This is a genomic window from Chryseobacterium aquifrigidense, from assembly GCF_006716485.1.
Classification (GTDB): Bacteria; Bacteroidota; Bacteroidia; order Flavobacteriales; family Weeksellaceae; genus Chryseobacterium; species Chryseobacterium vietnamense.
The window spans coordinates 1-26,686 of record NZ_VFPD01000006.1 but is presented as its reverse complement, the minus strand read 5'-3'; the positions used below and the strand labels follow the sequence as shown (position 1 = coordinate 26,686).

The following is a 26,686-nucleotide window of genomic DNA, read 5'->3' as shown; positions in this document are numbered from 1 at the left end:
ACATAAGGTTCTGTAATGATATAGTGACTTATATATAAGAAGATTAAAATTTTACCAGCCCTCATTTTGTTTAATGATCCCGTGACTGTTTACGATTTCAGCCTGTGGAACTGCCCAAACATTATGTACTGCCGGATTAAAGTTTCTTGCTGCCCAGACTACCTGTCCATTGATACCGTGCAAAGGTTTCGCATAAGCTGCCTGCGCGTCTCCCCAACGTACAAGGTCTCTGTGTCTGTCTGCCCATTCTCCTGCCAGTTCGCAACGTCTTTCATGCTTCAGGTCAGCCAGAGTACATCCGTTTTTCGCTGATAACCCAGCACGTAATCTGATCATATTGATTTCCTGATCTGCAGATTTCCCCTGCATCAGTGAAGCTTCTGCTTTGATAAGAATTACCTCAGCGTAACGCATAATCGGCACGGCAAGGTCTGTACATGGATAATCTCCGTTGGCACTCACGTGGCCACTGTTCAATTGATATTTGAACGCATCCATATATTTATTGAATTGGTATCCGGTAAGGGAATTAGAAGAAGCGTATATTCTTTCTTTTCCGTTAAAAGTAAATTTGTCACCTATTTTCAGGATGGTAGCACTTCTTCTAAGGTCTCCTGTTTCGTATTCATCAAATAGCTCTTTCGTTGGCTGGAAGTATCCCCATCCGTTATATTCTCCCCATCCTTTGTTTTCAAGCATTACTCCTGGAAGAATACTTCCCCATGCGGTAAACTTTGGTGTTCCCGGGATCGACCAGATGTATTCCGAACTGTAGTTATTTTCAGCTTTGAAAACATCCGCGAAATTTCCCAATAAGGCTCTGTTTCCTTTCGTCATTACTTCATTAGCCCAGAATTCTGCATTTTTCCAGTCTTTCATAAACAGATATACTTTTGCCAACAATGCCCACGCTGCTGCTTTATGAGGTCTTCCATAATCTTTTGCAGGAAGTTCTGCCTGTGCAGGTAATAATTCTGCGGCTCTTTTCAGGTCATTCACAATATAAGTGTAATTCTCCATTACATTGGCTGCTCTTGGAATCGGGTTGGTATCCGGATCTTTCGAACGGTCGATAATAGGAACTCCGGCTTTTTCATTTCCGTAAGAATAAGCCAGCTCAAAGTACATTCTGCTGCTCATGAACAGAGCTTCTCCCAGGTATTTATTTTTGGTAGCCTGTGAAGTCTGAATATTATCAACGTTACGGATCACACGGTTGGCAACTCCAATCACATTATATCTTTTGTTCCATTGAGTTTCAAGATCACCTGCCGCGATATAATTGCTGCTGAAGTTTTTCGCATTATCCGCCTCACTTTTTGCTCTTCCGGTTACCATATCATCACTGGCATTGATGAACCAGAACAGTCCTCTTCCATAAAATTCACCATCGAATAAAGGCTTGTACATAGCATTTGCTCCGGTAACCAAATCGTTTTCCGTTTTCCAGAAACTGGCTTCCGTAGGGGTTCCTTCCGGCTGCACATCCAGCTCTCCTGTACAAGATAAAAGCATTACAGATATTCCTGATACTAACAATATTTTATTGAAAAATTTCATTTTTTTACTTTTTGTTGGTTAAAAAATTATAATCCGATCTCCACTCCAAAGATGAATGAGCGTGCCTGAGGATATCTTCCGGTATCAACTCCGTAAGAGTTCATTCCTACTTCAGGATCGAATCCTGTATATTTCGTTATGGTAAACAGGTTGTTGGTGGTCATATAAATTCTCACTTTGTTCACATCCAGTTTCCTGTACAATTCTTTTGGTAATGAATACCCGATGGTAAGGTTCTTCAGTCTTAAATAAGATCCATCCTCCACATAGAAATCCGATACTTTGGAATAATTACCACTTGGATCACCATGTACCAGTCTTGGAATATCGGTGTTGGTATTCTGAGGTGTCCATGCATTCAGGATATCTCTGTCCATATTATAATTCTGTCCTGTCCCACCCGGGTTCAAAGAAATAAACTTCATCCCGTTAAATATTTTATTTCCGTATACTCCCTGGAAGAATAAATTCAGATCAAAATTTTTCCATGTCATGTTGTAAGAGAATCCGTAAGAGAATTTAGGATATGGACTTCCAAGATTGACAAAATCGTTATTATTAAGCACTCCTGTATTTCCTTCTTTCTTCAGGAATTTGATATCTCCGGGTTTTGCATTCGGCTGAATAAGATTTCCGTTAGCATCCTTATAATTGTTGATTTCTTCCTGAGTCTGGAAAATCCCTCCTGTCTTATAACCATAGAAGGAATACAGAGGATCTCCTACTTTCACACGGGTTGGTTTCAATACTCCTCTTACTCCGTTATCATTGATAAAGATCTCATCTACATTGGCAAGCTGCTTCACCGTATTTTTTAGTTGACTCATTGTAGCGCCTACTGAGAAAGAAAAATCACCTGAAATCACCTTATTATAATTGATTCCCAATTCATATCCTTTATCCTGAAATAATCCTGCATTCACATACTGATTATTATAGGTTGCCGTACTCGGTAAGCTTACGTTGAAGATCTGGTCTTTAGAATTTTTCACAAAATAATCAAACTGTAAAGAAAGACTGTTGTGAAGGAATGAAGCATCCACCCCAAAGTTGGTCTGCTCAGATTTTCCCCATTTCAGATCCGGATTCGGACGTGTGGTAGCATAATAAGCGATATTCTGAGAAGGATCCTGTCCGAAAATAATATTATTATCTCTTGTCATCAATGGGTTCACTGCCTGTGGCGAAATTCCTCCCAGGTTCCCAAGAATACCGTAACTTCCTCTCAGTTTCAGACTTGAAAGCCACGAAATATCTTTCAGAAAGTTTTCTTTCGAAACTACCCATGCACCGGAAACGGCATAATAATTAGCAAATCTGTTCTGTTTGGCTACCAGTGAAGAACCATCACGTCTTCCCAATAAACTCACGATATACTTTCCTGCATAGTCGTAGTTTATTCTCGCCAGATAAGAAACCAAAGATTGTTTGAATCTGTAACTTGAAACATCTTTATTGGTATCCGCAGCATTCTGAAGGTGTTGGAAAACCTCAGCTTCACTTCTGAAGTCATACGATTTTGCCACAAAACCATCATCAATTGTTTTCTGGAAAGTAAAACCTCCAAGGAAATCAAAATTATGTTGCCCCGCTGATATTTTATAAGTCAACAACTGCTCCGCAAGAGCTGTAGACGAATTATTGGATTGATATTCTAGATTATTGGTATCAAAAATTTTTCCTACTTCCAACACTCTGTACGTAAAGTTCTTTACATCTCCCAATTTAAAAGTCTGTGAAAAATTGGAACGGAATTTTAAATCTTTTGCCAGTGTGATTTCAGCATAGGGGTTGATTAAAATCTCGTGGGTAGGGTTTCTGATGCTGATTCTTTTAAGATAAGCAACCGGATTGATCATATCTCCGTAACCTCCTGCCACATCAATGGGTAGTCCGGAAAATGCACCACTTGGCGTATATACCGGAACATTTGGCGGATAGTACATGGCAGCAACCAAAGCTCCTGTATATCCACTTTTTGTATCGGCTGTGTTTCCGTCAGAGTAATTATAGTACATATTTTCTCCGATCGTCAGCCAGTCTTTTACTTTATGTTCAGAATTGACTCTGAAATTGTATCGTTTTGCCTGAGTATTCAATAAAATCCCCTCAAGACTTCTGTGGTTCATACCTACAAAATATCTGGATTTTTCGCTTCCTCCACTTAAGTTTACATTGTATTCCTGGATTGTTCCTGTTCTGAAAATTTCTTTCATCCAGTCTGTTCTGGTAACTCTTCCGTCCGGATATTGATTGGGATTAAAAGCCATCGGCAAACTTCCCAGCTTCCCGGCATTTTCATAGGCTTTGTACATCACATCCTGGAATTCCGCAGCATTCAGGGATTCCTTCAGCCTCCAAGCCTGGTTGACTCCGTATTTAACATCAAAATCTACCGTAAGATTTCCTTTTTTCCCTTTTTTAGTGGTAATAAGAATAACCCCTCCTGAAGATCTTGCTCCGTAAATAGCTGCAGAAGCATCCTTTAGCACAGAAATATCCTGAATATCATTTGGATTAATAGAAGGTGTTCCATTAAAAACTACTCCGTCTACAACATACAAGGGCGTTTCACCATTGATTCCTCCCAGACCACGAATATTTACTTTAGGTGAGCCGTTAGGATCGCCTCCCTCGTTCACTACAGTAACTCCGGGTGCTTTACCCTGAAGTACTTCTCCTACTCCGGACAAAGATCTCGAAGTAAGCTTATCCAGCGAAGCCTCCGAAACAGCACCGGAAACTTTACTTTTTTTCTGTGTTCCATACCCGACAACAACAATCTCGTCGATGGATTTTTCTTTTAAGCTGTCTTTTTTTTGAGCGAGGAACATCGGTGAAGCTGATATTGCACCAATAAGTAATACCCTTCCCGTTAAATACGTTACGGATACAGGGATTTTAAATACATTCATGATCTCCTTTTTGATTAGGTGCAAAATTAGATCAGCCTGCTCCCACCACTCATTAAGGTTTTCTTATGTTTTTATTAAGAAATTTTAGCTTTTTTAAGATGACTGTCATCACAAAACAAAATTAAACAATTGTATTTCAATCATATAAGCAATTAAAAGTAATCATTCCTCAAATATTCTATGCATAATTGAGATTAACTTTATTTTAAGTTTACAGCAAATACAAATAAGAAGTTAGCTTATAAAAATAGCCTCCAGAAAATTGGAGGCCATTTTATATAAATATATTGCTCAGAATATTTATCTATATATAATAATATCTTTTACGATCTTACTTCCGTAGAAATTCTTTTCTTCAGTGGTAAAATAGAAACTGTTCTTTTGCTCGTAATATTTTGTTTGATCTCTTGGAACAGGGTCTTGCCAGCGTATCAATAAAGTTGCTGGATTACCCACACCTGGCGTTCCTGGAGAAAATTTAAACATAGAACCTGGTGTTATATTTTTCTTTCTGCCATGGAACTCAGACGATACCATCTTAGGTTGTACCAATCTCATATCGCTTAGCAATATGGAGAAAGGTTTCCCAATATATCTGTCTTTAGCTACTTCAAATTCTTTAAGATAAGCCAGTGTATCTCTTGCATACTTTCTTTCGCAATGGGTTATTATAATAACAGTACCATCTTTCTCACGGATGACTTCCTGAGCATTGAAAGAAGAACCAGTGATTAATAATAATATAAATATCAGTTTCATCTGTAAACAATTATATCTTGTACTATTTAATCCCATAAAAAGCCTGCACATAGCTGGTAAAATAAAAGTGATTTTTTCTCATTATATCCACTTTGTTTTTAATTATTAAATATAAGTAATTTTTCAAAAGCTTTATTATTTAAATAATATCTCTAATTTTCAGATATTATCTATCCCTGAGTTCATTTTTCTTTTTTTACATTTGCTGAAAATAGATTTTACTTTTGAACACAGACCTTTAAAAATGTCTCACTGGCATCAGAAGTAAAATAAAAACATTAAAAATCATACGAATTCAATGACCATCATTATAACAGGAACCTCATCAGGAATCGGGTTTGCCTTAGCCGAATATTTTGGTAAAAAAGGACATAAAGTATACGGATTAAGCCGTAAGTATACACAAAGTGAGTACTTCAAATCCATACCTACAGATGTAACAGACAACACCGCTGTTCAGAATGCTGTTGCTGAGGTTTTAAAAACAGAAACCAAAATTGATGTTCTGATCAATAATGCCGGAATGGGAATGGTAGGTGCGGTAGAAGATTCTACCAAAGAAGATATTCTGAAATTGTTCAGCCTGAATCTTGCCGGACCTGTACAGATGATGAGCGCCGTTCTTCCGAACATGCGTGAGCACAAATTCGGAAAAATCATTAATGTCTCCAGTATCGGAAGTGAAATGGGGCTGCCTTTCCGTGGATTTTATTCGGCTTCCAAATCGGCACTGGATAAAGTAACGGAAGCGATGAGATATGAAGTTTACCCTTGGAATATTGATGTATGTTCTCTGCACCTGGGAGATATTAAAACCAATATTGCGGATAACAGAGTCATTGCACAGGTTTCTCAACCTTATAAAAGTGTTTTTGATAAAGTATATGCTTTGATGAATTCTCATGTGAATGACGGAACAGAACCTTTGGAAGTAGCAGAATACATTGAACAACTTTTAGCAAAAAATAAATGGAAAGCTCATTATTATTTTGGTAAATTCGGGCAGAAAATAGGAGTTCCTTTGAAATGGATTCTTCCACAGGGAACTTATGAGAATTTGATGAAAAAATATAATAAACTGGATTAGTTTCAGTTGTATAGAAAGCTATTTGATAATAAAATTTTAAACCATTAAGAAGAATTAAGTTGTAAAGAATCATTAAGATAAGCTTCGCCTTAAGTTTTATCTTAACTACGCTTAATTTCATCACTACCTATGGTGTAGATATATTTGGGATTGAAACTGTTTCTGAAAATATTTTTTGTACTGTTCTGCGTTTTTACACAAGCGCAGAAGAAGCAGTATTGGCTGATTGACACGGAAACCAAAGTCAGAAAAAAGGTAAAGGATTCCACTTCTGCCGTGAAGTTTCTTGATTCCTTAGCCCAAAGTAATTATTTTTTCACCCAGCTGAAAAACGTAAAGGTAAAAGGGGACAGCACGGAAATTTTCTACGATAAAGGAAAAAATTTCAATGAAACGTATGTCAACCTTACGGATTCTCTGGTTCAGAAATTAAAGATTCAGAAAGATTTTTTCACTAAAAATTTAGACTCTACCAAGAAAAGCATCAACAAAACTTATATTGATGAAGGGTATTCTTTCAGCAGAATCAAATCAAAATATAAAGGGCAGAAAAACGGTTATCCCATTGTAGAACTCGACATCAACAAGAATGATAAAAGAACGATCAACGGCTTTGTGGTAAAAGGATACGAAAAAGTTCCCAAAAGATTTATCAAAAACCTGGAAAAGGAGTTTAAAGGTAAAAACTATGATGACAAAAATCTTTTAGCCATCAACAAAACCTTCCAGAGCCATCCTTTCCTGACACTTGAACGGCAGCCGCAAACTTTATTTACGAAAGACTCTACCAGTATTTACCTGTTCCTGGAAAAGAAAAAGACGAATACCTTCGATGGAGTGATTGGTTTTGGAAATGACAAAAGCTCCAAGTTTACCTTAAACGGAACCATGAATGTCAATTTCAGGAATATGTTCAATGGTTTTGAAACCGTCAATTTATACTGGCAGAGAAACCCGGATAAAGGGCAGAATTTCGATCTTAGGGTGGATATTCCATACCTGTTCAAATCGAATATCGGGATGGATACGAAAGTAAATATCTACAGACAGGACTCAACATTTGCCAACGTGAAATTCCTTCCGGCCTTTTATTACCATATCAATAACCGAAATAAAATCGGTTTGAGAGCGACTCTCGAAACCTCTACTATTATTGACACCCTATACGTTCAGGGAAAAGATTACAACAAAAAAGGGATCGGGATATGGTATGAAATGACAGAACCCACAGATATTGACCTTTTCCTTTACAAAACAAGGATCAATGCCGGATATGACTTCTTAACAACCACCTATTCTAAAGATAATATTAAAGCCAATCAGAATCAGTTTTATTTCTTTGGTGAACATAATTATCATATTTCAGGAAATCATTTTCTGAACATTAAAGCGGAAGGTGCCATGATGGATTCCAAAATAGAGTTTTCCGCCAATGAATTATATCGTTTTGGAGGTTGGAATTCCATGCGGGGATTCAATGAAAACTCTCTTGCCGCCGACTTTTATTATTATGGTAGTCTGGAATACCGGTATCTGATCGGTAATCAGGCATTCTTTGACGTCTTTGGACAATATGGCCAGCTCAATAATAAATCTTTAAATGTAAAACCTAAACTCTATAGTGTCGGACTCGGTTTCAATTTCTTTATTCCTATTGGTCTGATGAGTTTCCAGCTGTCTAATGGTAATGAGTTTGGAAATCCTTTTAAATTTAATGATATCAAAATTCACTGGGGAATTCTGAGCAGGTTTTAAAAAAGAAAGGAAGAGGGAAGCTGGAGGCTGGAAGTTCTCGAAGTCACAGTTTTACTATCCTGTTGTTTTTATAGAAAAGTTTTTTTTCAAAAATTTATTACTGAGGATTTCAGGAAGTTGATAAGACTCAATAACTTCCAACTTCCCTCTCTCAGCATCCCTACTTATATTAATATCTATATAATAAAGCAAAAGTCCCTAAACAAAGGATATTTTCCATTTTACTTATTTATTAATTCTTCATGTTAAAAAATATTAAATCGTATTTTTATTTTAATACATCATTAAAGTACAGGTAACAGTGCACTGCTAAATTTGCCTTCAAAAAAATGAAGAAAACTCTAGCCACTTTTGCCGTTTTTTTACTTCCTCTTTGTTTTTCTGCACAGGAAATCAATATTTCAGGAAATGTAAAATCAGAAAACGGTTCTAGTGTTTCCGGTGTAAATATCACCGACAAAAACACAGGAAAGACTGCTACTACAGATGAAAATGGTAATTTCACTATTTCTGCAAACCCCAAAGACATTCTTGAATTTTTTGCTCCTGATTTTTCTGTTTATACCGTTGAGGTTTCTTCCAAAAAACAGTATGCCGTTATTTTAAAAAAACCAAGCGAAAAGCTGATTGAAGGCGTTGTTATTACCGCGTTAGGTATTGCCAAGAAGAAAGAAAAGATTGGTTATTCCACTCAGGAAGTGGGAACGAAACAGTTTGAAACCATTACTACGCCAAGTATCGGGAATCTATTTTCCGGACAGGTAGCCGGACTGAATGTTTCCAATCCAACGGGAATGCAGCAGGCTCCGCAATTTACATTGAGAGGAAATTCCAATCTGGTTTTTGTGATTGATGGTGTGATTGTAGAAAAAGAAGTTTTCCAGAATTTAGATCCTAACAATATTGAAAACATCAACGTCCTGAAAGGAGCTACCGCTTCTGCGCTATACGGTTCAAGAGGTCGTTACGGAGCTGTTTTAATCACCACAAAAAATGCTAAGAAAAAAGGATTCTCCGTAGAGTTTTCACAAAACACCATGATTACGGGAGGATTTACCAATCTTCCAAAAACCCAGACTGAATATGGAAACGGGTCCCATGGAAAATACGAATTCTGGGACGGAGCCGATGGCGGGGTGAATGACGGAGATATGATCTGGGGCCCAAAATTTGTTCCCGGGCTACAGATTGCCCAGTGGAACAGCCCTATCAGAGATAAAGTAACAGGACAGGTTGTTCCGTGGTACGGAGCTGTGACAGGAACTCAGTATGATGATAAATCAAGGTATGAAAGAGTTCCGATCGACTGGAAATACCATGATAACTTAAGCACTTTCCTAAAGCCTGCGGTGATCAACAATAATAATTTTGCGATCAGCTATAGAAACAACAAAGACATCTACAGATTCTCCGGGAACTTCATGAATTATGATGACAGAGTTCCCAATTCCTATCTTCAGAAATATGGAATCAATTTCTCTTCTGAAAATCATCTAGGTGAAAAATTAATATTTGATACAAAATTCAACTTCAACCAGGCTTTTACTCCTAATATTCCTAATTACGATTATAATCCAAGCGGACATATGTACACCATCCTGATCTGGATGGGAGGCGATGTAGACGGAAAAGCATTGAAAAACCATATGTGGATTCCCGGAAAAGAAGGAAGAGCACAGGCCAACTGGAACTATGCATGGTACAACAATCCATGGTTTGGAGCGGAATATTACAAAAATCAGAACAGAACCAATATTATCAATGCCCAGACAGGGTTAGAATATAAAGCAACACAGGACCTTTCTGTAAAAGGAAAAATTTCCCTGGTTGAAAATCACAGCAAAACGGAAGTATTGAGTCCTTACTCTTATTTCAACTACAGCGCACCAAGAAGTGGTGGTTATATTCTGAAAGATAATAAAACATGGAATCTCAACTATGATGTTCTGGCAACTTATAAGAAAAAAATATCTGAAAACTTTGATTTTACAATCAATGCCGGAGGTTCTGCTTTCTATTATAAAAACAACAACAATGAAAGGTCTACAGACGGATTAAAGATTCCTGAAGTATACACATTCGAAAACTCTATCGGAGCGCTTAAAAATTATACCTATTTAAAGGAAAAGTTAATTTACAGTGCTTATTCAACCATTGATATCGGAGTGTATAATGCTTTCTTCATCAATATTTCCGGACGTAATGACTGGTCTTCCACTCTTCCTAAAGCCAACAGATCTTACTTCTATCCTTCTGCTTCCATCAGTGCGGTTATTTCAAATCTGGTAAAACTACCGGAATCTATCAACATGCTGAAACTTTCCGCATCATGGGCAAAAGTAGCTTATGATTTCCAGCCATATTCCATCAGAAACTATTATCTGAACAATGAGGGAATCACATTCAACGGAAATCCTACGTATTATTACCCAACCACTCTGAACGTAGAAAATTCTTTGAAACCGGAACAGACAAAATCTTATGAATTAGGGTTAAGCGCAGGTTTCCTGAATAACAGAATTACCTTCGATGCCACCTATTTCAGAACATTAGATTATAATAATATTCTTCAGTTCCCGGCTGCTGAATCATCAGGGTTTACCTCACAATATGTAAACGGAAATGAATATACTACGAAAGGATTTGAAGTTTCCCTTGGTTTAGTTCCGGTAAAAACTGCTGATTTCAGTTGGAAAACCTTGATCAACTGGAGTACTTATGAACAAAAGCTGACTTCCATTTATGATAATATGCCGAACTACAAGAATATTAAGTTAGGAGAAAGAATGGACAGCTATTATGATTATACATGGCAAAAGTCTCCGGATGGAAAAGTAATTCTTGATGCTAATACAGGAATGCCGACAAGAGCTAATAACCCAAGTAACCTGGGACATTTCAATCCTGACTGGACTTTCGGTTTCAACAACACTTTTAAATATAAAAAATTCACTTTAAACATCGGAATCGATGGAAGTATCGGAGGCGTGATGAGGTCGCAGGTTGTGGAAAAAATGTGGTGGGGAGGAAAACATCCTAATTCTGTAGCGTACAGAGATCTTGAATATGCGAATCCGGGAACGTACTATTTTGTACCGGATGGGGTTAATTACAATCCGGCAACCGGGCTTTATACACCACACACCAAAGCAATCAGCTATCAGGACTGGGCACAAAATTATCCATACCGTGCAAGAGTAACGCAGGATGAAAGCGAAGAGTTTGCGAACGTTTTCGACAGAACTTTCGTCAAACTTAGATCTGTAGTATTAGAATATGACTTCTCTTCATTATTGAATCCTAAAGGAATGGTAAAAGGTTTCACTGCTAATATTTCTGCTTATAATCTGGCAATGTGGAAAAAATCAAAGAACTTATATTCTGACCCTGATTTTCAGGCAAAAACAGAGAATGACATTCAGGATCCATCCAGCAGATGGTTTGGAATCGGATTTAATCTTAAGTTTTAACTAAAAAGTACGTCTAGACAATGAAAAATAATATAAACAAAGTGAAAGGGCAAAAAGGTAAAACCGCAATATGGATGATGAAATCTATATTTACAGCCGGACTTCTGACATTAGCATCATGTGAATCCAACCTTGATACTATCAATGAAAACCCGAATGACCAGGCCAGCATTGACCCCAAATATCTTTTGACCTACGTAGAAAAGTATACTTTCCAAGTCAATGGAGATAATATGTACGCTTCAAGGATGATGATTGGTACCGATGGCGAGAATTCATACCAGTATATGAAATGGAATGATACCTCATTTGAAGTATATACAAGAGAGCTCCTGAATACCGGAAAAATGATGCAGGAGGCGGAAAAAAGAGGAAATAAAAATTATCTGGCCATTGGAAAGTTTTTAAGAGCTTATCATTTTTTCAATATCAGCTTAAAAGTAGGGAGTGCTCCCTATTCTGAAGCAGCTAAAGGTGAATCAGGAATTACTCAGCCTAAATATGATACCCAGGAAGCAATCATGTCCGGAATTTTATCAGAATTAAAGGAAGCCAATGATCTTATTAATACCAATGATAAAATTGAAGGAGATATTGTCTACAACGGCGATGCTTTAAAGTGGAAAAAACTGATCAATTCATTCCGTCTGAAAATTCTGATCACTTTATCTAAAAAAACAACCATAGGAAGTTATAATATCGCTGCAGAATTTGCTTCTATTGCAGGAAGTCAGTCTCTCATGACTTCCATTGCAGATAATGGTGAACTTAAGTTTGCGGATGCTGCTGACAGCAGATACACTATGTTTAACAACAGTGGATATGGTTCAAGTTTGTACATGGCAGATTATTTTATTAATATGTTCAAAGACAGACATGACCCGCGTTTGTTCACCTTTGCAGCACAAACTACCGGAGCTAAAGAAGCCGGAAAAGCAATTACAGATTACACTGGATATAACGGCGGAAATCCTACTTCCCCTTATTCTGATAATGCAGCACTGATTACGGCAAAAAACATTTCTAAAGTAAACGACCGTTTTTATAAAGATCCTACCAATGAACCTTCTTCTGTATTGAGTTACTCAGAACTTGAGTTTATTCTGGCTGAAGCTGCGGCAAGAGGCTGGATTTCGGGATCTGCAAAGACTCATTATGACAATGCCATTAAAGCGAGTTTCAATTTTTATCAGACCTATGTAAAAAATCCGGGACAATATTTCTCAGGCTTTGATGTGAATCAATATCTGGCTACTCCTTTAGTCGTTTATAATAATGCGGATCCACTACAAACACAACTGGAGAAGATCATGACTCAAAAATACATGACGATGTTCCATCAGGCACAATGGACTTCTTACTTTGATTATTTAAGAACAGGCTTTCCAAATTATCCTTTAAAGGCAGGAGTTGCAGCACCTTTCAGATTCAGATATCCACAGTCTGAGTATAATTACAACAGCAATAATTTAAAAGCTGCTTTAACCGCTCAGTATGGAGGAAATGATAATATCAACTCCAAACCCTGGTGGTTACAATAAAAATCTGATTATTTTTATATAAAACAAAGAAATCGCAGGAAAATCCTATTAACTTGCGGTTTCTTTCTTATTACGATTGAACATGAACAGAAGAGAATTTTTAGAGAAATCAAGTCTTTTATTAGCAGGATTAGGAACTTCAGGTGTTCTGCATCCTTCTATTTTAAAAGCTTTAGCCATTGATCCGGCTGCTCAGTCTACATTTTATGATGCAGAGCATGTTGTCATCCTGATGCAGGAGAACCGTTCATTTGATCACGCTTTTGGTGCGCTTAAAGGAGTAAGAGGCTTTTTGGATAAAAGAGCTTTTGTAAAACAGGATGGACATTCTGTTTTCTTTCAAAAAAATGACGACGGAAAATATGCATCTCCCGCCCGGCTGGATTTAAGAAACACAAAATCTACCTGGATGAGCTCGCTTCCACATTCCTGGGCTGATCAGCAAAAAGCATTGAACAAAGGAAAATTTGACCAATGGCTTCAGGCGAAAGCCTCAGGTAATAAAGATTATAAGAATATCCCATTGACATTAGGCTATTATAACCGTGAAGATCTTCCGTTTTATTATCAGCTGGCCGATGCATTCACGATATTCGACCAGTATTTCAGCTCTTCTCTTACCGGAACAACTCCCAACAGGTTGTTTCTTTGGTCCGGAACCTTGAGAGAACAGCAAAACGGAAAGGTAAAAGCCAATGTTGTGAATGAAAACATTGACTATGACAAAGCAAGACAGGCAAAATGGAAAAGCTTCCCGGAAATCTTAGAACAGCAGAATGTTTCGTGGAGAATTTATCAGAACGAAATCAGCCTTCCAAAGGGAATGTCCGGAGAGCAGGAAGCCTGGCTAAGTAATTTTACAGATAACCCGATTGAATGGTTTTCAAGATTCAACGTTAAATTTTCAAAAGGATATTATCAGAATATTCCCAACATCATCGCTTATCTGAAGCAGGAAATTGAAAAAAATCCTAAACAGAAAGAAAGACTTGAAGCCATGCTGGCGGAGGTACAGGAAGATCAGGTGAAATACCATCCTGATAATTATTCCAAACTTTCAAAAGAGGAGAAAAACCTTCACGAAAAAGCTTTTACGACCAATTCCAACGATCCGGATTACTGGAAACTGGAGATCGGAAAAGATGAAAACGGAGAAAGACTGGTTGTGCCGGAAGGAGATGTATTATTTCAGTTCCGTAAAGATGTAGAAGAAAAAAAGCTTCCATTGGTTTCATGGCTGGTAGCTCCTGAACATTTCTCAGACCATCCGGGATCACCTTGGTACGGAGCATGGTATATTTCAGAAGTTTTGAATATTCTGACCCAAGATCCTGAAACCTGGAAAAAAACAATTTTCATCATCAATTACGATGAAAACGACGGGTATTTTGACCACGTACTGCCTTTCGCACCACCTGTGAATCCAAGCCAGCCTGTTGATATGAACGGAAAAGAAGGGGTGGAATATGTAGATCAATCTCAGGAATATATGAGTAATCCTTCTTTAAAAAATTATGAAAAAGTTGAAGGAACCGTAGGATTAGGATATAGAGTACCGATGATTATCGCATCGCCATGGACAAAAGGAGGCTTCGTCAATTCCGAAGTATCAGATCACACTTCTGTACTGCAGTTTCTGGAGAAGTTTATTATGAAAAAATTCAAGAAGAATGTACATATTGACAATATCAGTGACTGGAGAAGAGCAATATGCGGAGATCTTACCTCTGCTTTCAACTCTTCCGGTGTAAAAGCTCCACAGATGAATTATCTGAATCAGAAAGATTATGCTAAAACCATCAATGCCGCCAGAAATAAGCCTGTTCCTGATCTGAAATGGTATTCTGAAGATGAGCTTAAAGACAGCTTACTTGACATTCAGGAAAGAGGTCTGAAGCCATCCAATCCGCTGCCGTATCACTTCCATGTCAATTTAGAAGGCGGGCAGATCAAAATGACGAATCTCAAAGAGAATGGAGTTCCTTTGCTTGTTTATGACAGGACGCAATTTAACAGTAATAATTATCACTTTTCATATGCTTTATATTCCATGCAAAGTTTATCCCATGCTGTACATTCCGGAGCCTATGATTATGAAATTTTCGGTCCCAATGGCTTTTTCAGGAAATTCCAGGGAAGTATTTCACCGGAAATAGAGATAATTTTGGTGAATGTGAGCGCAAAAAACCAAGTGGAGCTGACTATAAGAAGTGACAAAAAGAAAAATTTCACCATCAGTCTGGAAGATTTGTACACAAAAAATAAGAAAACAATTTCTGTACAAAAATCAGAGGAAAAAATAATGATCGATCTTGATAAATTTAAAGGGTGGTATGATCTGAAAATAACATCAAACGAGCATTTGTGGCACTTTGCCGGACGTATAGAAACCGGAAAAGTCTCTGTTTCCGATCCGCATTGGGCGTAAAAAACCTTTATAATACCGATAAAATCCTGTACGAAATTGTGCAGGATTTTTTTTGAGTTATTTCATAATTATAATGCATTACATATGATAAATAAACACTTAAATAAAAAATGTGGTATATTTTTATCACCATAAGCTGAATTTTATTATCTTCATGTAACTAATTACAATGTCATGAAAAAACTAAATTTAACTATTGCAGCATCTTTATTTGCATTTGCTTTATCTGGGAATCTGAGTGCACAAGACCTTGCTACAGATAACCATACGGTTACCATTTCTATTCCCGAAGTCGCATTGGTAGATATTGAACCAGCAGCAACAAAAAATATCACTCTTGGATTTACAGCTCCTACTGAAGCGGGAAATCCTATTCTTCCAGCTGCGGCCAACACTACTTTGTGGCTTAATTATTCTTCTATTAAATCTGTGGCAGATCCTTCCCGTAACGTAAGCGTAAAAATGAACGCTATCATTCCTGGAGTAGATCTTCATGTAACGGCTGCTGCTGCCACCGGAGCAGGAGCAGGTACATTAGGAACTTCTGCAGGTCTGCTTACCTTAACCGGTACTGACCAGACTATTATTTCTGGTATTGGAAGTGCTTATACAGGAAATGGAGCTAATAACGGTCACAATCTCACCTATGCACTCGCTGCAGGAAGCGGTCCTGGAGGTGTAGCAGCTTATGCAGATTTACAGGCAACAGCTACTGTTGTTGCTACCGTTACTTATACAATATCAGATAATTAGAATTTAATTAAAATTCAATTTTGCCTTTCAAAAACAAGAAGAAGCTGTTATTCAGTTTCTTCCTGGCTTTGTATTATTCATAATTTAACTCCAAACTTTACATCATGATAAAGCGTATCCTTATTTTGATCACCCTGATTTTGCAGTTCAGCTTTTTACATGCCGGTATTGTGATTATCAACGGGCTTACGCATTCTTATAAAATTGAAAACGGAAAGGTGTATAAAGGAAAAGTTGCTATTGAAAACACAGGCAGCAATCCTCAGAGTGTAAAAATATTTTTACAGGATTATACCTATCACGCAGATGGAACCATCAATTATACAGCTTTACGTACCAATAAACGCAGTAACGGAGAATGGTTAAAGCTCAATACCAATCTTGTTACCCTTAAAGGCAAGGAAAAGACCGAGATATTGTATGAAATAACAGTTCCCGATCAGGCAATGGAACCGGGAAGCTACTGGAGTGTGATCATTGTAGAACCGGTAGAAGAGATAAAACCCAGTGATAATAAACCGGGAGTCAGTATCACTTCTATTATACGGTATGCTATTCAGGTCATTACAGATTTTGAAACAGAAAAGGCCAAACCGGACCTTAAATTTGAAAGTGTAAAAGTGGAAAAACAGGAGGGAAAACAAACAGCAAAGATAGCAATAGCCAATAATGGCAATCTTTACTGTAAACCTACAGCTTCCATTGAAATCTATAACCGTAAAACGGGTGAAAAGGTGGGAACGTATTCAAGTTTAACGATGGGGCTGTTACCAGACACCTCCAAAACATTTTACATTGATCTCAGTAAACTACCTCCTGACAAATACAAAGCAGCTATCATAGCTACGGATGAAGAAGAGAATGCTTTTGCACTCAATGTGGAATTAGAAGTAAAAAATGATTAGAACTTGGACTTTATTTATTATCATATCACTATTCCCGGTATTTATTTTTTCTCAGGAGCAATCCAACCGATTGATCAGTAAAAAAGATAGTTTAATGCCGGGAATGTCTACTTCTATTCCCTTCACATTGGAAAATAATTCGGCTGAAACCCGGACCTATGATATTTCAGTTACCACATCAAGCCCGTTGATTAGTCCTATTCTAATAAAAGGAGAATTTCAGATTTCTCCTCACGAGACATCAGTATATCTCGTTCCTTTGCGTATCGGATCAGAAACAGGACAGGGCACTTATTCTGTAACCCTGAACATTACCGATCGTAATATTGGAACAGCTTTTACAAAAAATGCAAAAATTACAGTTTCAGTGAACAGGAAGCTTTTGGTTACGGTTTTAAATACACCTGAATTTGTAAGAGCAGGAGAAACGATCCGTTCGTCTTTTCTTTTAAAAAATAATGGTAATACAACAGAAAGCATTGTTCTTGAAAGTAAAAATGCTATTGTTGATAATGAACCGTCACTGGTTCTTACTCCCAATGAATCCAGGATCATTACTATTCACAAAGTAACAAACCCCGAACTTCCTCAAAACGAATTTCAAAACTTAAATCTTTCGGTATACCCGAAGAATTATCCTAAAGAAAGTCAGGACGTCTATGCAACCACTCAGGTAATCTCGGTAAAACCATCTGAAAACGATATTTATCACAGATTACCTGTTGCCTTCTCTTTATCTTTCATAGGAATGCAGAACATGGGCGTTTATAATGATGGATTTCAAGGCGAAATTTATGGCAAAGGAACTCTTGATAAAGACAATAAAAATCAGATTGAATTCAGGGCTGTCACACACAACCCGATAGAACTTAATACATTCACCCAGTATGAAGAATATTTTGTGAATTATAAACGTGATAAACTGTATATTCATCTTGGTGACAAAACCTACTCTTCTTCTTATCTTACAGAATTTGCAAGATATGGCCGCGGGGCAGAAATCCGATATGATTTTAATAAAGTGAGCTTTGGTGGGTTCTATAATCACCCGAGGTTTTTCAGAGATATTAAAGATGAATTTAATTTCTATTCGGCCTTTAAAATCAGGAAAGAATCTGAAGTTTCAGTAGGCTATCTCTACAAAACTCCAAGAAATGAAGAGATCAGATTCGGAGATGTAAAGCTTGACTCAGATGCTCACCTTCCTTATGCTAAAGGGAAATTTAAAGTTTCAAAGAATATTAATCTTTCCGGAGAATTTGCCTACAGTACAACACAAAAAACAGATGGAACTGCTTATTTATTACAGGCAGAAGCCATTTTTAAAAAATTGAACGGAAGCCTGATGTACATGAGAGCCAGCCCAGATTTTGCCGGATATTTTACCAATACAAATACCTTTAACGGTAATATTTACTATAATATCACCAAAAAGATCAGCGTATTTGCCAATTACATGCAGGATGCCAAAAACTTTCAAAGAGATACACTGTTACTGGCTGCTCCCTACAGAAAGTATTTTCAATATGGCGTACAGTACAAATATCTCCCTCGCGGCTCCATCATCCTTAATAATGGATATCAAACCTATAAAGACCGTTTAGACCCTAAACAGTTTGATTACTATGAACGGTATTTCAAAGTGAGTATTAATCAACAGATAGGAGTATTTCAGATAAATATGGATGGACAATTCGGTAAAACAGATAATTATCTTACAGGCTTTAGCGGTAATTCAAGTTTTTATTCTGCCAATCTTTCATTTCAAAAATTCAGAACCTCTTTTAACATCTTCGGAAGTTATGCCATCAGCTCAAGATATCAGCTTCAGAATCAGAAAAATTTTTATTATGGAGCCAGAATCTTCAGTCAGTTTTCTGATAAGACCAGTTTAAGTATCTTCTATCAGAACAATTATATGCCAGAGGAATATTTCAGAGACAGAAATCTGTTTGAACTTCTTTTTCGCCAGCAGTTATTTCCCGGAAATGAACTTGATCTATCCGGAAGATATTCATTGCAGAGAGGAGAAATCGGAGATAAAGATTTTATATTTTCCATGCGGTATACCTGGCGTCCTAACATTCCGGTACAGAAAACTGCCGAATATATTTCGCTGTCGGGAAATGTCAGCAATCTGGGTATAAAAAAGACTGAAGGCGTAAGATTAATGCTTGGAAGTTATCTGTCTATTACGGATAAGGAGGGAAATTATATGTTTAAAAATGTTATCCCGGGTAATTATTTTCTTGAAATAGACCGCTCCACTACAGCAATCAATGATATTCCCACTCAAACGTTTCCTGCCAGTCTTTCATTGGTGAATAAGGAGAATACTTTTAATTTCGGATTAACAACAGCAGCCAATGTTCAGGGACATGTCAAGTTCCTGGAAACCGGAGAGAAAGATCAACAAGATTATGGGCAACTATCACCTGTAAAAGGAAAAAAGAAAAGGGAAAGTATCATTGTGGAAGCTACCAATAATGACCAGACTTTCCGTAAGGTATGCTATATAGGAGAAGATTTTGATTTCACTTATCTCCGCCCGGGAGACTGGATTGTAAAAGTTTACCGTAACGGACTGGATAAACGCTATAAAATCACAACAGATAAACTCCTGTTTACTTTACAACCTTCGGAAACAAAAAAATTAAGTATCAATGTTGTTAAACAGCAGATAGAGATCAAATATCAACAGGAATCCTTGAAAGTAGGATATAATGAAATAAAAAAGAAGAGATGATTCTGATCCGTACCATATTATTAATTGTATTTTGTGCTGTATCCGGCCCAATCTATTCCCAGACCGCAAGTACTACTGTCAGTATAACATTGCCTGTAGTAACATTAATGGATGTTGAACCTACCGGAAGTATAACCTTAAATTTTACACGTCCTACCGAGGCTGGAAATGCTTTGGTAGCGCCAACTCCCAATACATCAAAGTGGATCAACTATACATCCGCTATCGCTTCCGGAGGACTTACAAAAAGAATTACGGCATCTGTTAATCAGGTTATTGCAGGGGTCAATATAAGAATTCAGGCCGCTGCAGCTTCCGGAGCCGGAGGTGGAACATTGGGGACATCTGCAGGACAGGTTACGCTTACCACTACTCCAACTACCATTATTAGTGGTATCGGAGGAGCATTTACCGGAAATGGAGCGAATAACGGCCACGCGCTCACCATTTCACTTGCCACTAATACTTATGCCAACTTACAGGCTCAGGCCAATACAGCAATTGTCATCACCTATACCATCACAGAATAAATTAAAAATGAAAATAAAAAGCCCTTTTCTCAAAGAACAGTTCTTAAAAAGATATCTATACATTATTGCTTTACTAATGGGAAGTTATCTTGAAGGGCAAACCATAAACATTGCAGGAACAAGCTGGACGGTCAGTGTTCCTACCATTACAGAGGCAGGAAGTAACTATGCCGGAACTTATGATAATCCTTCGCAATTAGTTTTGTCCGGACATTTACCAGGATCTTTCCTGAGTCTTCTTACAAGTGCCGGCGCCAGAATCAGTATGCAGCATGTTCCCACTTCCTGGAATAGTGCTTTGAAACTCTACGCAAAAAGAAGCGGAGGTACAACCAAGATCAATGGCCTTTGTGTAGGCTGCGCTGCAACAATTTCAGGAGGAAATGTGAATTATGTAGAAATACCGCAAACCGGCTCCGCAACACTTTCAACAATTACTTTTACCGGAGTGTTAGGTGTGAGCCACAATGTTGATTATTCCGCTATTAATGTACAATTGGAAATTAGCGGCGTTTCTGTAACAATTCCTGCGGCGGCATACAGTACACAAATAGTTTTCACAATTGCAGCCAATTAAACTCCAAAGCCAATCCAGATACTACTTATCATCATTAATTGAACAATCCATTTAAAGAGATATTCAGTCAATTTGTATAAAAAAAACAATCCTTTTCAAAATCAGAAAAGAATTGTTTTTTAGTATGTAAACTTAATTAATGTTTGGCCCACCAAAGAGGAGTCAGTACAGCATCTGTGCCACCAAGTAATTGTACAGCTTTATCATATCCGGGCTGATCCGTATTTCTGAAAGTACTTGGATATCTTAATCTCTGAGGAAAATTCTGAATAGAATTCGTCATATAGTTTCCTGAGCTCAAATTAGGAAGGTTTGGCAATGGAGTTTCGATGGCTGGGTTTTCAAAAAATGGCAGCCCGAGTCTTCTCTGATCATTCCAGGATTCTAATGGTAACCAAGGCATATTGGCAATATATTTCTGGGTAATAATCTTTGTGAGTTTATCATTCTTTACCGATCCATTCTTATAGATGGTATTCACAGGATATTTAATTTCAACCGAAACTAAGTTTCCGTTGACAGGATCTTTATATTTCATGGTATGGCTTGCTCCCGGTTCTGTAATATGACTATAAGAAACAGAAGTACCATCACGGTTATAATCCGTTGAAGCAATATATTGACCATAGAATTGAGAAACTCCATTATAAACAAAACTTTCCTGAATTCCTTTATTATAGGCAGCTTCATCACTCATTGGAACGGTCCAGCCTTTCAATGCAGCTTCCGCCAAAAGGAAATAGGTTTCCCAGCTTGCAAAAAATATTCTTGCATTCTTACTTTCCCTGTACTGCTTACCTAAAGCCGGCATACATCCTACTACATTTCTTAAGCCATTTCTCTGTCCTTTTACGCCCCAGTTTCCAATGGTATAGGCGTTCCATGTATTTACGGTATTTACTGTTATTTTAGAATTGTCTTCAAACGTAAGATCTCCGTGATTGGTAGTTGCCTGATTGGTATAAGTTGGATATAATGAGTAAACCGGGCTTGTAAGATCCCCAGGAATATAGAATGTTTTATAGGCTCTCGGATCTATTTTATTGGGTAATCCGTCCAACCAGTATCCTGCACTTGGGTCGTTGGTCATTGTAGTGAACTGTTGATCATATTTTATACCAATATAATCAGAAGCCTTTACCTGTGTATGTTGAGCCGCTGGTAACTGGTCTGTAGAATTTACTCCTCCCAAGCCAATGTATAAATTATTAAGGGTTGCTGATAAGATCTGAGAGTTCCATTCTCTGGACATTACACCTGTCAGCGCATCCCATCCCGGTTTTTCAGTAACTTTAAAATTATCTGCACTTGTAGCGATAAACATATTTGAATTAGCCGCTGCTTCAAATTCTGTTTTTGCTTTTGAAGGATCTACTTCGGCAATTCTCATGGCAATTCTCATCCTCATAGAGTTGGCATATTTTACCCACTGTGTCCAGTTAAACCCATACACCATATCATAGGCATTTGCATTGGATGGTACGCCTTGGGTTGTGTCCATTTTTGCGACTGCATCTTTTAATTCTTCCAAAATAAAATAATACACTTCTTTTTCAGAATTGAAAGTAGGATTCGTTCCCTGGAAAGCCTGAATAGGTTGAGGTCCGAAATTATCCGAAAATTCACTCATTAAATAAGCTCTCCAGATTCTGGAAATCTGAATGACATTGTCATAATAAGGTTTTCCCTGCCCGGCTACCTTTTTCTCATTAGCCAACTGAATGGCCGCATTTGCATTATTCAACCAGTCTGAAATGTATTTCCAGTACTCGGAAGTCCAGGAATCGTCGTAAGTTCCACCTGCAATTCCGGTTGTCAAATGCTGTCTTGCTGCCGTTTTCCAGTATAAAACAAAAACACGTTCTGCGATATTAGGATCTTGCTGGGCACCGAGAATTGAGTTATTTAAAAAATATTCAGGTTCTGCCTTATTAGCGTCTACGGCAAACGGGTTATTATTGATGTCTTCAAAATCATTGCATGAAGTACATAGTAAACCAATCGTAAAAAATGATAAGATATATTTTTTCATTGTTTCAGTTGTTAATTAAAAGCCTAAAGTGATTGTAAATAAGTAAGATCTTGAAGTAGGAAAAGCAAGGTTTTCAAATCCTGTAGCATTAGAATTAATTGCAAATACGGATTCCGGATCAATTCCTTTGGCTTTACTATAGATCATCCATACGTTATTGGCCGTAAAAGCTACTTTAGCACTCTGTAAGGCCAGTTTTTGGAAAATACTTTTAGGGAAATTATAGGTCAGCTGAATATTTCTTAAGCGAATATTGGTAGCATCATAAATGTTTTGTTCTGTAATTCCTAAGTTTCCAGATGTTACAGCTCCCCAATAATCCTGTTGAGTAATTTCTTTGGTATTTGCTGTATAACCGCCATTGCCCTCCACTACGGCATCCAAAATCATATTATCACGTTTTCCTCCGGGTGCAGTGTCTGCAGCAAGTCCATTCGCTTGTAATGCAGCCTGTGTTGCAGAGAAAAATTTACCTCCGATTCTTCCGTCAATTAAAAATGAAAGTCCAATATTTTTATAAACAAAGCTGTTTGTAAAGCCAAACAAAGCTCTTGGGGTTTGATCTCCCAGATAATATTGATCAGAAGTAGCCCGCGGTAATCCGTTTTGATCCACAATAAGCTTTCCATAATGAGGACTGCTGGTATCTTCTACTCTTAAGAATTTCGTTCCATAAATCGCTCCGTAGGGTTTTCCTACTTCTGCGAAGAAAGCAACGTTATCAAAACCTGATAAAGGGTATTTTGATACAATCCCATCAATTTTATCGATGTTACTTTTTAATGTTGAAAAGTTGACATTAACATTCCATACAAAACTTTCCTTCTTAAAGATATCCGTATTCAATACAAATTCAAACCCTTTGTTATGCAGCCCTCCTGAATTAATTTTCTTTTTCTCATATCCTGAAAGAGGATTTATTGGTAAATCTATCAACTGCTCTGTTGCATTATTACTAAAATAACTTACATCCAGAGATACTCTGTCAAAAAACTTCATATCTGCCCCGACTTCAAAACTTTTAAGTTTCTCGGCATGAAGATTTGAATTAAAAAGAATTTTATTTCTTGTAAGCACTATATGTCCGCTTGGATCTGTGGAAGCGGTATAGGTATTATATAACTGTTGGGGTGGTAAAGAATTTCCTGTAACTGCGTAAGCCGCGCGAAGTTTAGCAAATGTTAAGGCATTTAAAGTTGTACCATTTAATTTTTTCAGCATATCTGTCAAAACTAATGATGTACTCACGGAAGAATAAAAATAAGACCTGTTATTAATATTCAAAGTAGAAGACCAATCGTTTCTTGCCGTAGCATTCAGAAACCAATATCCGTCATAATTAATTTCAGCAGCAGCAAATACTGAATTAATTTTTTTCCACATATCAACTTCAGTCGTTGTAACAGAAGCAAGATCACTCGTATTAGAAGTGCTGAAGACATTGGCAAGAATAAGATTTTGTGTGGAAAAATAGAGTGCCTTATCCCTGCTTTCCATCATTTGCCCATAAACAGAAAGCGATCCTCCCCATTTACCAACAATATTATCTTTTTTAGCATTAAGACTTATGATATAATTATTCTCATAAAACTTTTGCTGACCGGTAGAATAAGAATTATTACGGCCCGATCCCGTCCAAACCCTTGCATCATTATTTAAAGAATAGAAATCTGTCCCTAGCCTTACATCTGCACTTAGCCAGTTATTAAATTGATATTTAAGATAACCGTTTAATAAAAATCTATCTTTTTTATCAGCGTTTAATGCATTATAGGCTGTCCAATAAGGATTAACTCCATTGGAGGTTATCCAGCGCGACATTACTTCATTTTGCATCTGTCCCTCACGATAATCTCTTACATCAATATTTTGAGGCATCAGAAGGATTCTTGGGTAGTAATTAGCATCCCCTTGCCCTGCAGAAGGTCTGTTTGTCCCTTTAACACTCATATATTGGGCTTTCATCTCAGTAGTCCATCTTTTATTAGCCCCAAAATTAGAATTCATTTTTGCCATAAAATTGAACCTCTCATATTTTGAATTCGGAATCTGGCTATTACTGTTTAAATAATTAGCAGAAGTGTATAAGCTTGATCCTTCACCAATGCTTTCCTGAAAGCTCAATGTATGCTGTGCGGTAGTTCCTGTCTTAAAAAAGTTTTTTAAGTTATCATGGACCGTCATATTTGATCCTTCAAAGGCGGGTCCCCAGGAAGTTGTGTTATCAACCCCTTGTAGATTGGGTAAACCATTACTTCCTTGTGCGAAACTATGCTGCAAATCAGGTTTCATAAAAATATTTTCAAAACCTAAACTTGTAGAATATGTAATTCCTAATCCTCCTCTTCTTTTACCGGTTTTGGTTGTAATCAAAATAACACCGTTTCCACCTCTGGAACCATAAAGAGCAGAAGCAGCACCTCCTTTTAAAACGGAAAGGCTTTCGATGTCGTCCGGATTAATATCACTTAAGCCATTTCCCATATCAAGATCCGGATTCCAGAAATCGTTATTAGAATCTTTTCCATTCTGCTTAACCTTTGATCCTAAGTTATTACTTAACGGAACTCCATCCACCACAATAAGAGGCTGATTATCTCCTGTAAAAGAATTAAAACCCCGTAGATTAATCTTGGAGGAAGAACCTGGTCCAAAACCTGCTTTAATCACTTGTAATCCGGCAACTTTTCCTACTAATGCATTGGTAACATTATTTTCTTTAGCGTCGACAAGGGTTTGTCCTTTCACATCCTGGAATGAATATCCAAGTGCTTTTTTTTCCTTTTTTACACCATAAGCTGTAACAACTACTTCGTCAATTTTTGACGCTTTAGTTGAATCAGTTTGTGCATACAATCCACTGAAAAAGAATAAGGATTGGAGCAGTCCAACCTTAAAAATGGTTTTTTTCATAAAAATTAGATTTGGTATATATTTAACAATATCACAAGATACTTCAACAAATAAACGTAATTATTACTAAATTAATACACAATCACTAATTATTTATGCGAAATCTATTAATAAAAGCAACCAAATCTTTTTAATCACAATATCATAAATCATTACTATGAGTGAAAAGCTTTTGATAATTAAATGATTAAGTGAAAATAAAGTGAGATGGGCTATGGTCTAAATTTAATACTCTGCAGGGATGGGTTGAAGGAAATAATGGATTTGTTAGAATTACTATGGAGTGACTGTTGCGTTATAAATGATTATTAATAAGTGATCACCTAAATAGTGAGGCATTCCGCAGGAATCCCATATACAATTTATGGATTTAAAAAGTAAAAAAGGAAATATGCTTAAGTTTAATAGATATAGTTAATTCTAATTGTTGAGACTCTGCGGAGTGACAATTGGAGTATGTGACAATAGTAATAAGCTGCAAATAATAAGTGGTAAATGATAATTGATAATTTATGATTGCTTACTACGTCACATCTATTATCTATTATCTATTATCTATTATCTATTATCTATTATTTATTGCTCATTGCTCATTGCTCATTGCTCATTGCTCATTGCTTATTACCCATTACCCATAAACCTGAGCTGGGTATAAAGCAAAAAAAAATCCTTTATCGTTATGATAAAGGATTTTTAAAAATAAAATAAAAACTGG

At 37.1% G+C, this 26,686-nt stretch carries 15 protein-coding genes; 10 read left to right on the top strand and 5 right to left on the bottom strand.

What is annotated here, in order from left to right; genetic code table 11:
• Window positions 1–51: 51 nt before the first annotated feature.
• The 3 genes from FB551_RS22655 to FB551_RS22645 form a co-directional block, all read right to left on the bottom strand.
• Window positions 52–1,560: a RagB/SusD family nutrient uptake outer membrane protein gene (locus tag FB551_RS22655; RefSeq protein ID WP_142019015.1), complete on the bottom strand. Its 1,509-nt coding sequence runs from the start codon at window positions 1,558–1,560 to the stop codon at window positions 52–54.
• A gap of 26 nt (window positions 1,561–1,586) precedes the next feature.
• Window positions 1,587–4,475, bottom strand: a complete 2,889-nt coding sequence (locus tag FB551_RS22650) for a SusC/RagA family TonB-linked outer membrane protein (RefSeq protein WP_142019014.1) — start codon at window positions 4,473–4,475, stop codon at window positions 1,587–1,589.
• A 300-nt stretch (window positions 4,476–4,775) separates the two neighbouring features.
• Window positions 4,776–5,234, bottom strand: coding sequence for a hypothetical protein (locus FB551_RS22645; protein ID WP_142019013.1), 459 nt, complete (start codon window positions 5,232–5,234; stop codon window positions 4,776–4,778).
• A 298-nt stretch (window positions 5,235–5,532) separates the two neighbouring features.
• Between FB551_RS22645 and FB551_RS22640 the strand changes: the two genes are divergently transcribed.
• The 10 genes from FB551_RS22640 (at window position 5,533) to FB551_RS22595 (ending at window position 21,026) form a co-directional block, all read left to right on the top strand.
• Window positions 5,533–6,321, top strand: coding sequence for an SDR family oxidoreductase (locus FB551_RS22640; RefSeq protein WP_142019012.1), 789 nt, complete (start codon window positions 5,533–5,535; stop codon window positions 6,319–6,321).
• 150 nt (window positions 6,322–6,471) lie between these two features.
• Complete coding sequence (locus FB551_RS22635; protein WP_226798773.1) at window positions 6,472–8,076, top strand: autotransporter assembly complex protein TamA; 1,605 nt, start codon at window positions 6,472–6,474, stop codon at window positions 8,074–8,076.
• Between the two features lie 329 nt (window positions 8,077–8,405).
• Window positions 8,406–11,546 carry a SusC/RagA family TonB-linked outer membrane protein gene (locus tag FB551_RS22630; protein ID WP_142019010.1) on the top strand — a complete coding sequence of 1,047 codons (3,141 nt, stop codon included), beginning with the start codon at window positions 8,406–8,408 and terminating at the stop codon, window positions 11,544–11,546.
• A gap of 20 nt (window positions 11,547–11,566) precedes the next feature.
• Window positions 11,567–13,087, top strand: coding sequence for a SusD/RagB family nutrient-binding outer membrane lipoprotein (locus tag FB551_RS22625; protein ID WP_226798772.1), 1,521 nt, complete (start codon window positions 11,567–11,569; stop codon window positions 13,085–13,087).
• Window positions 13,088–13,169: 82 nt separating this feature from the next.
• On the top strand, window positions 13,170–15,515 hold the full coding sequence (locus tag FB551_RS22620) for a phosphocholine-specific phospholipase C (RefSeq protein WP_142019009.1): 2,346 nt from the start codon (window positions 13,170–13,172) through the stop codon (window positions 15,513–15,515).
• A 174-nt stretch (window positions 15,516–15,689) separates the two neighbouring features.
• Window positions 15,690–16,268 carry a hypothetical protein gene (locus tag FB551_RS22615; RefSeq protein WP_142019008.1) on the top strand — a complete coding sequence of 193 codons (579 nt, stop codon included), beginning with the start codon at window positions 15,690–15,692 and terminating at the stop codon, window positions 16,266–16,268.
• 104 nt (window positions 16,269–16,372) lie between these two features.
• The gene (locus FB551_RS22610; RefSeq protein WP_142019007.1) at window positions 16,373–17,173 is read left to right on the top strand and encodes a WxL protein host-binding domain-containing protein; all 801 of its coding nucleotides are present in this window, start codon (window positions 16,373–16,375) and stop codon (window positions 17,171–17,173) included.
• Complete coding sequence (locus tag FB551_RS22605; RefSeq protein ID WP_142019006.1) at window positions 17,166–19,919, top strand: COG1470 family protein; 2,754 nt, start codon at window positions 17,166–17,168, stop codon at window positions 19,917–19,919. Before FB551_RS22610 ends, FB551_RS22605 begins: the two co-directional genes overlap by 8 nt.
• Window positions 19,916–20,449, top strand: coding sequence for a hypothetical protein (locus tag FB551_RS22600; protein WP_142019005.1), 534 nt, complete (start codon window positions 19,916–19,918; stop codon window positions 20,447–20,449). The genes FB551_RS22605 and FB551_RS22600 overlap by 4 nt, the downstream gene beginning before the upstream one ends.
• 7 nt (window positions 20,450–20,456) lie before the next feature.
• Complete coding sequence (locus tag FB551_RS22595; RefSeq protein WP_052187150.1) at window positions 20,457–21,026, top strand: hypothetical protein; 570 nt, start codon at window positions 20,457–20,459, stop codon at window positions 21,024–21,026.
• Between the two features lie 136 nt (window positions 21,027–21,162).
• Here the strand turns inward: FB551_RS22595 and FB551_RS22590 are convergent, their stop codons facing one another.
• Both FB551_RS22590 and FB551_RS22585 read right to left on the bottom strand, forming a co-directional pair.
• Window positions 21,163–23,058 (bottom strand): SusD/RagB family nutrient-binding outer membrane lipoprotein, encoded by a 1,896-nt coding sequence (locus FB551_RS22590; protein ID WP_047435766.1) that lies wholly within the window; start codon window positions 23,056–23,058, stop codon window positions 21,163–21,165.
• Between the two features lie 15 nt (window positions 23,059–23,073).
• A complete protein-coding gene (locus tag FB551_RS22585; protein WP_142019004.1) occupies window positions 23,074–25,971 on the bottom strand; it encodes a SusC/RagA family TonB-linked outer membrane protein in 2,898 nt (965 codons plus the stop codon).
• Window positions 25,972–26,686 lie beyond the last annotated feature (715 nt).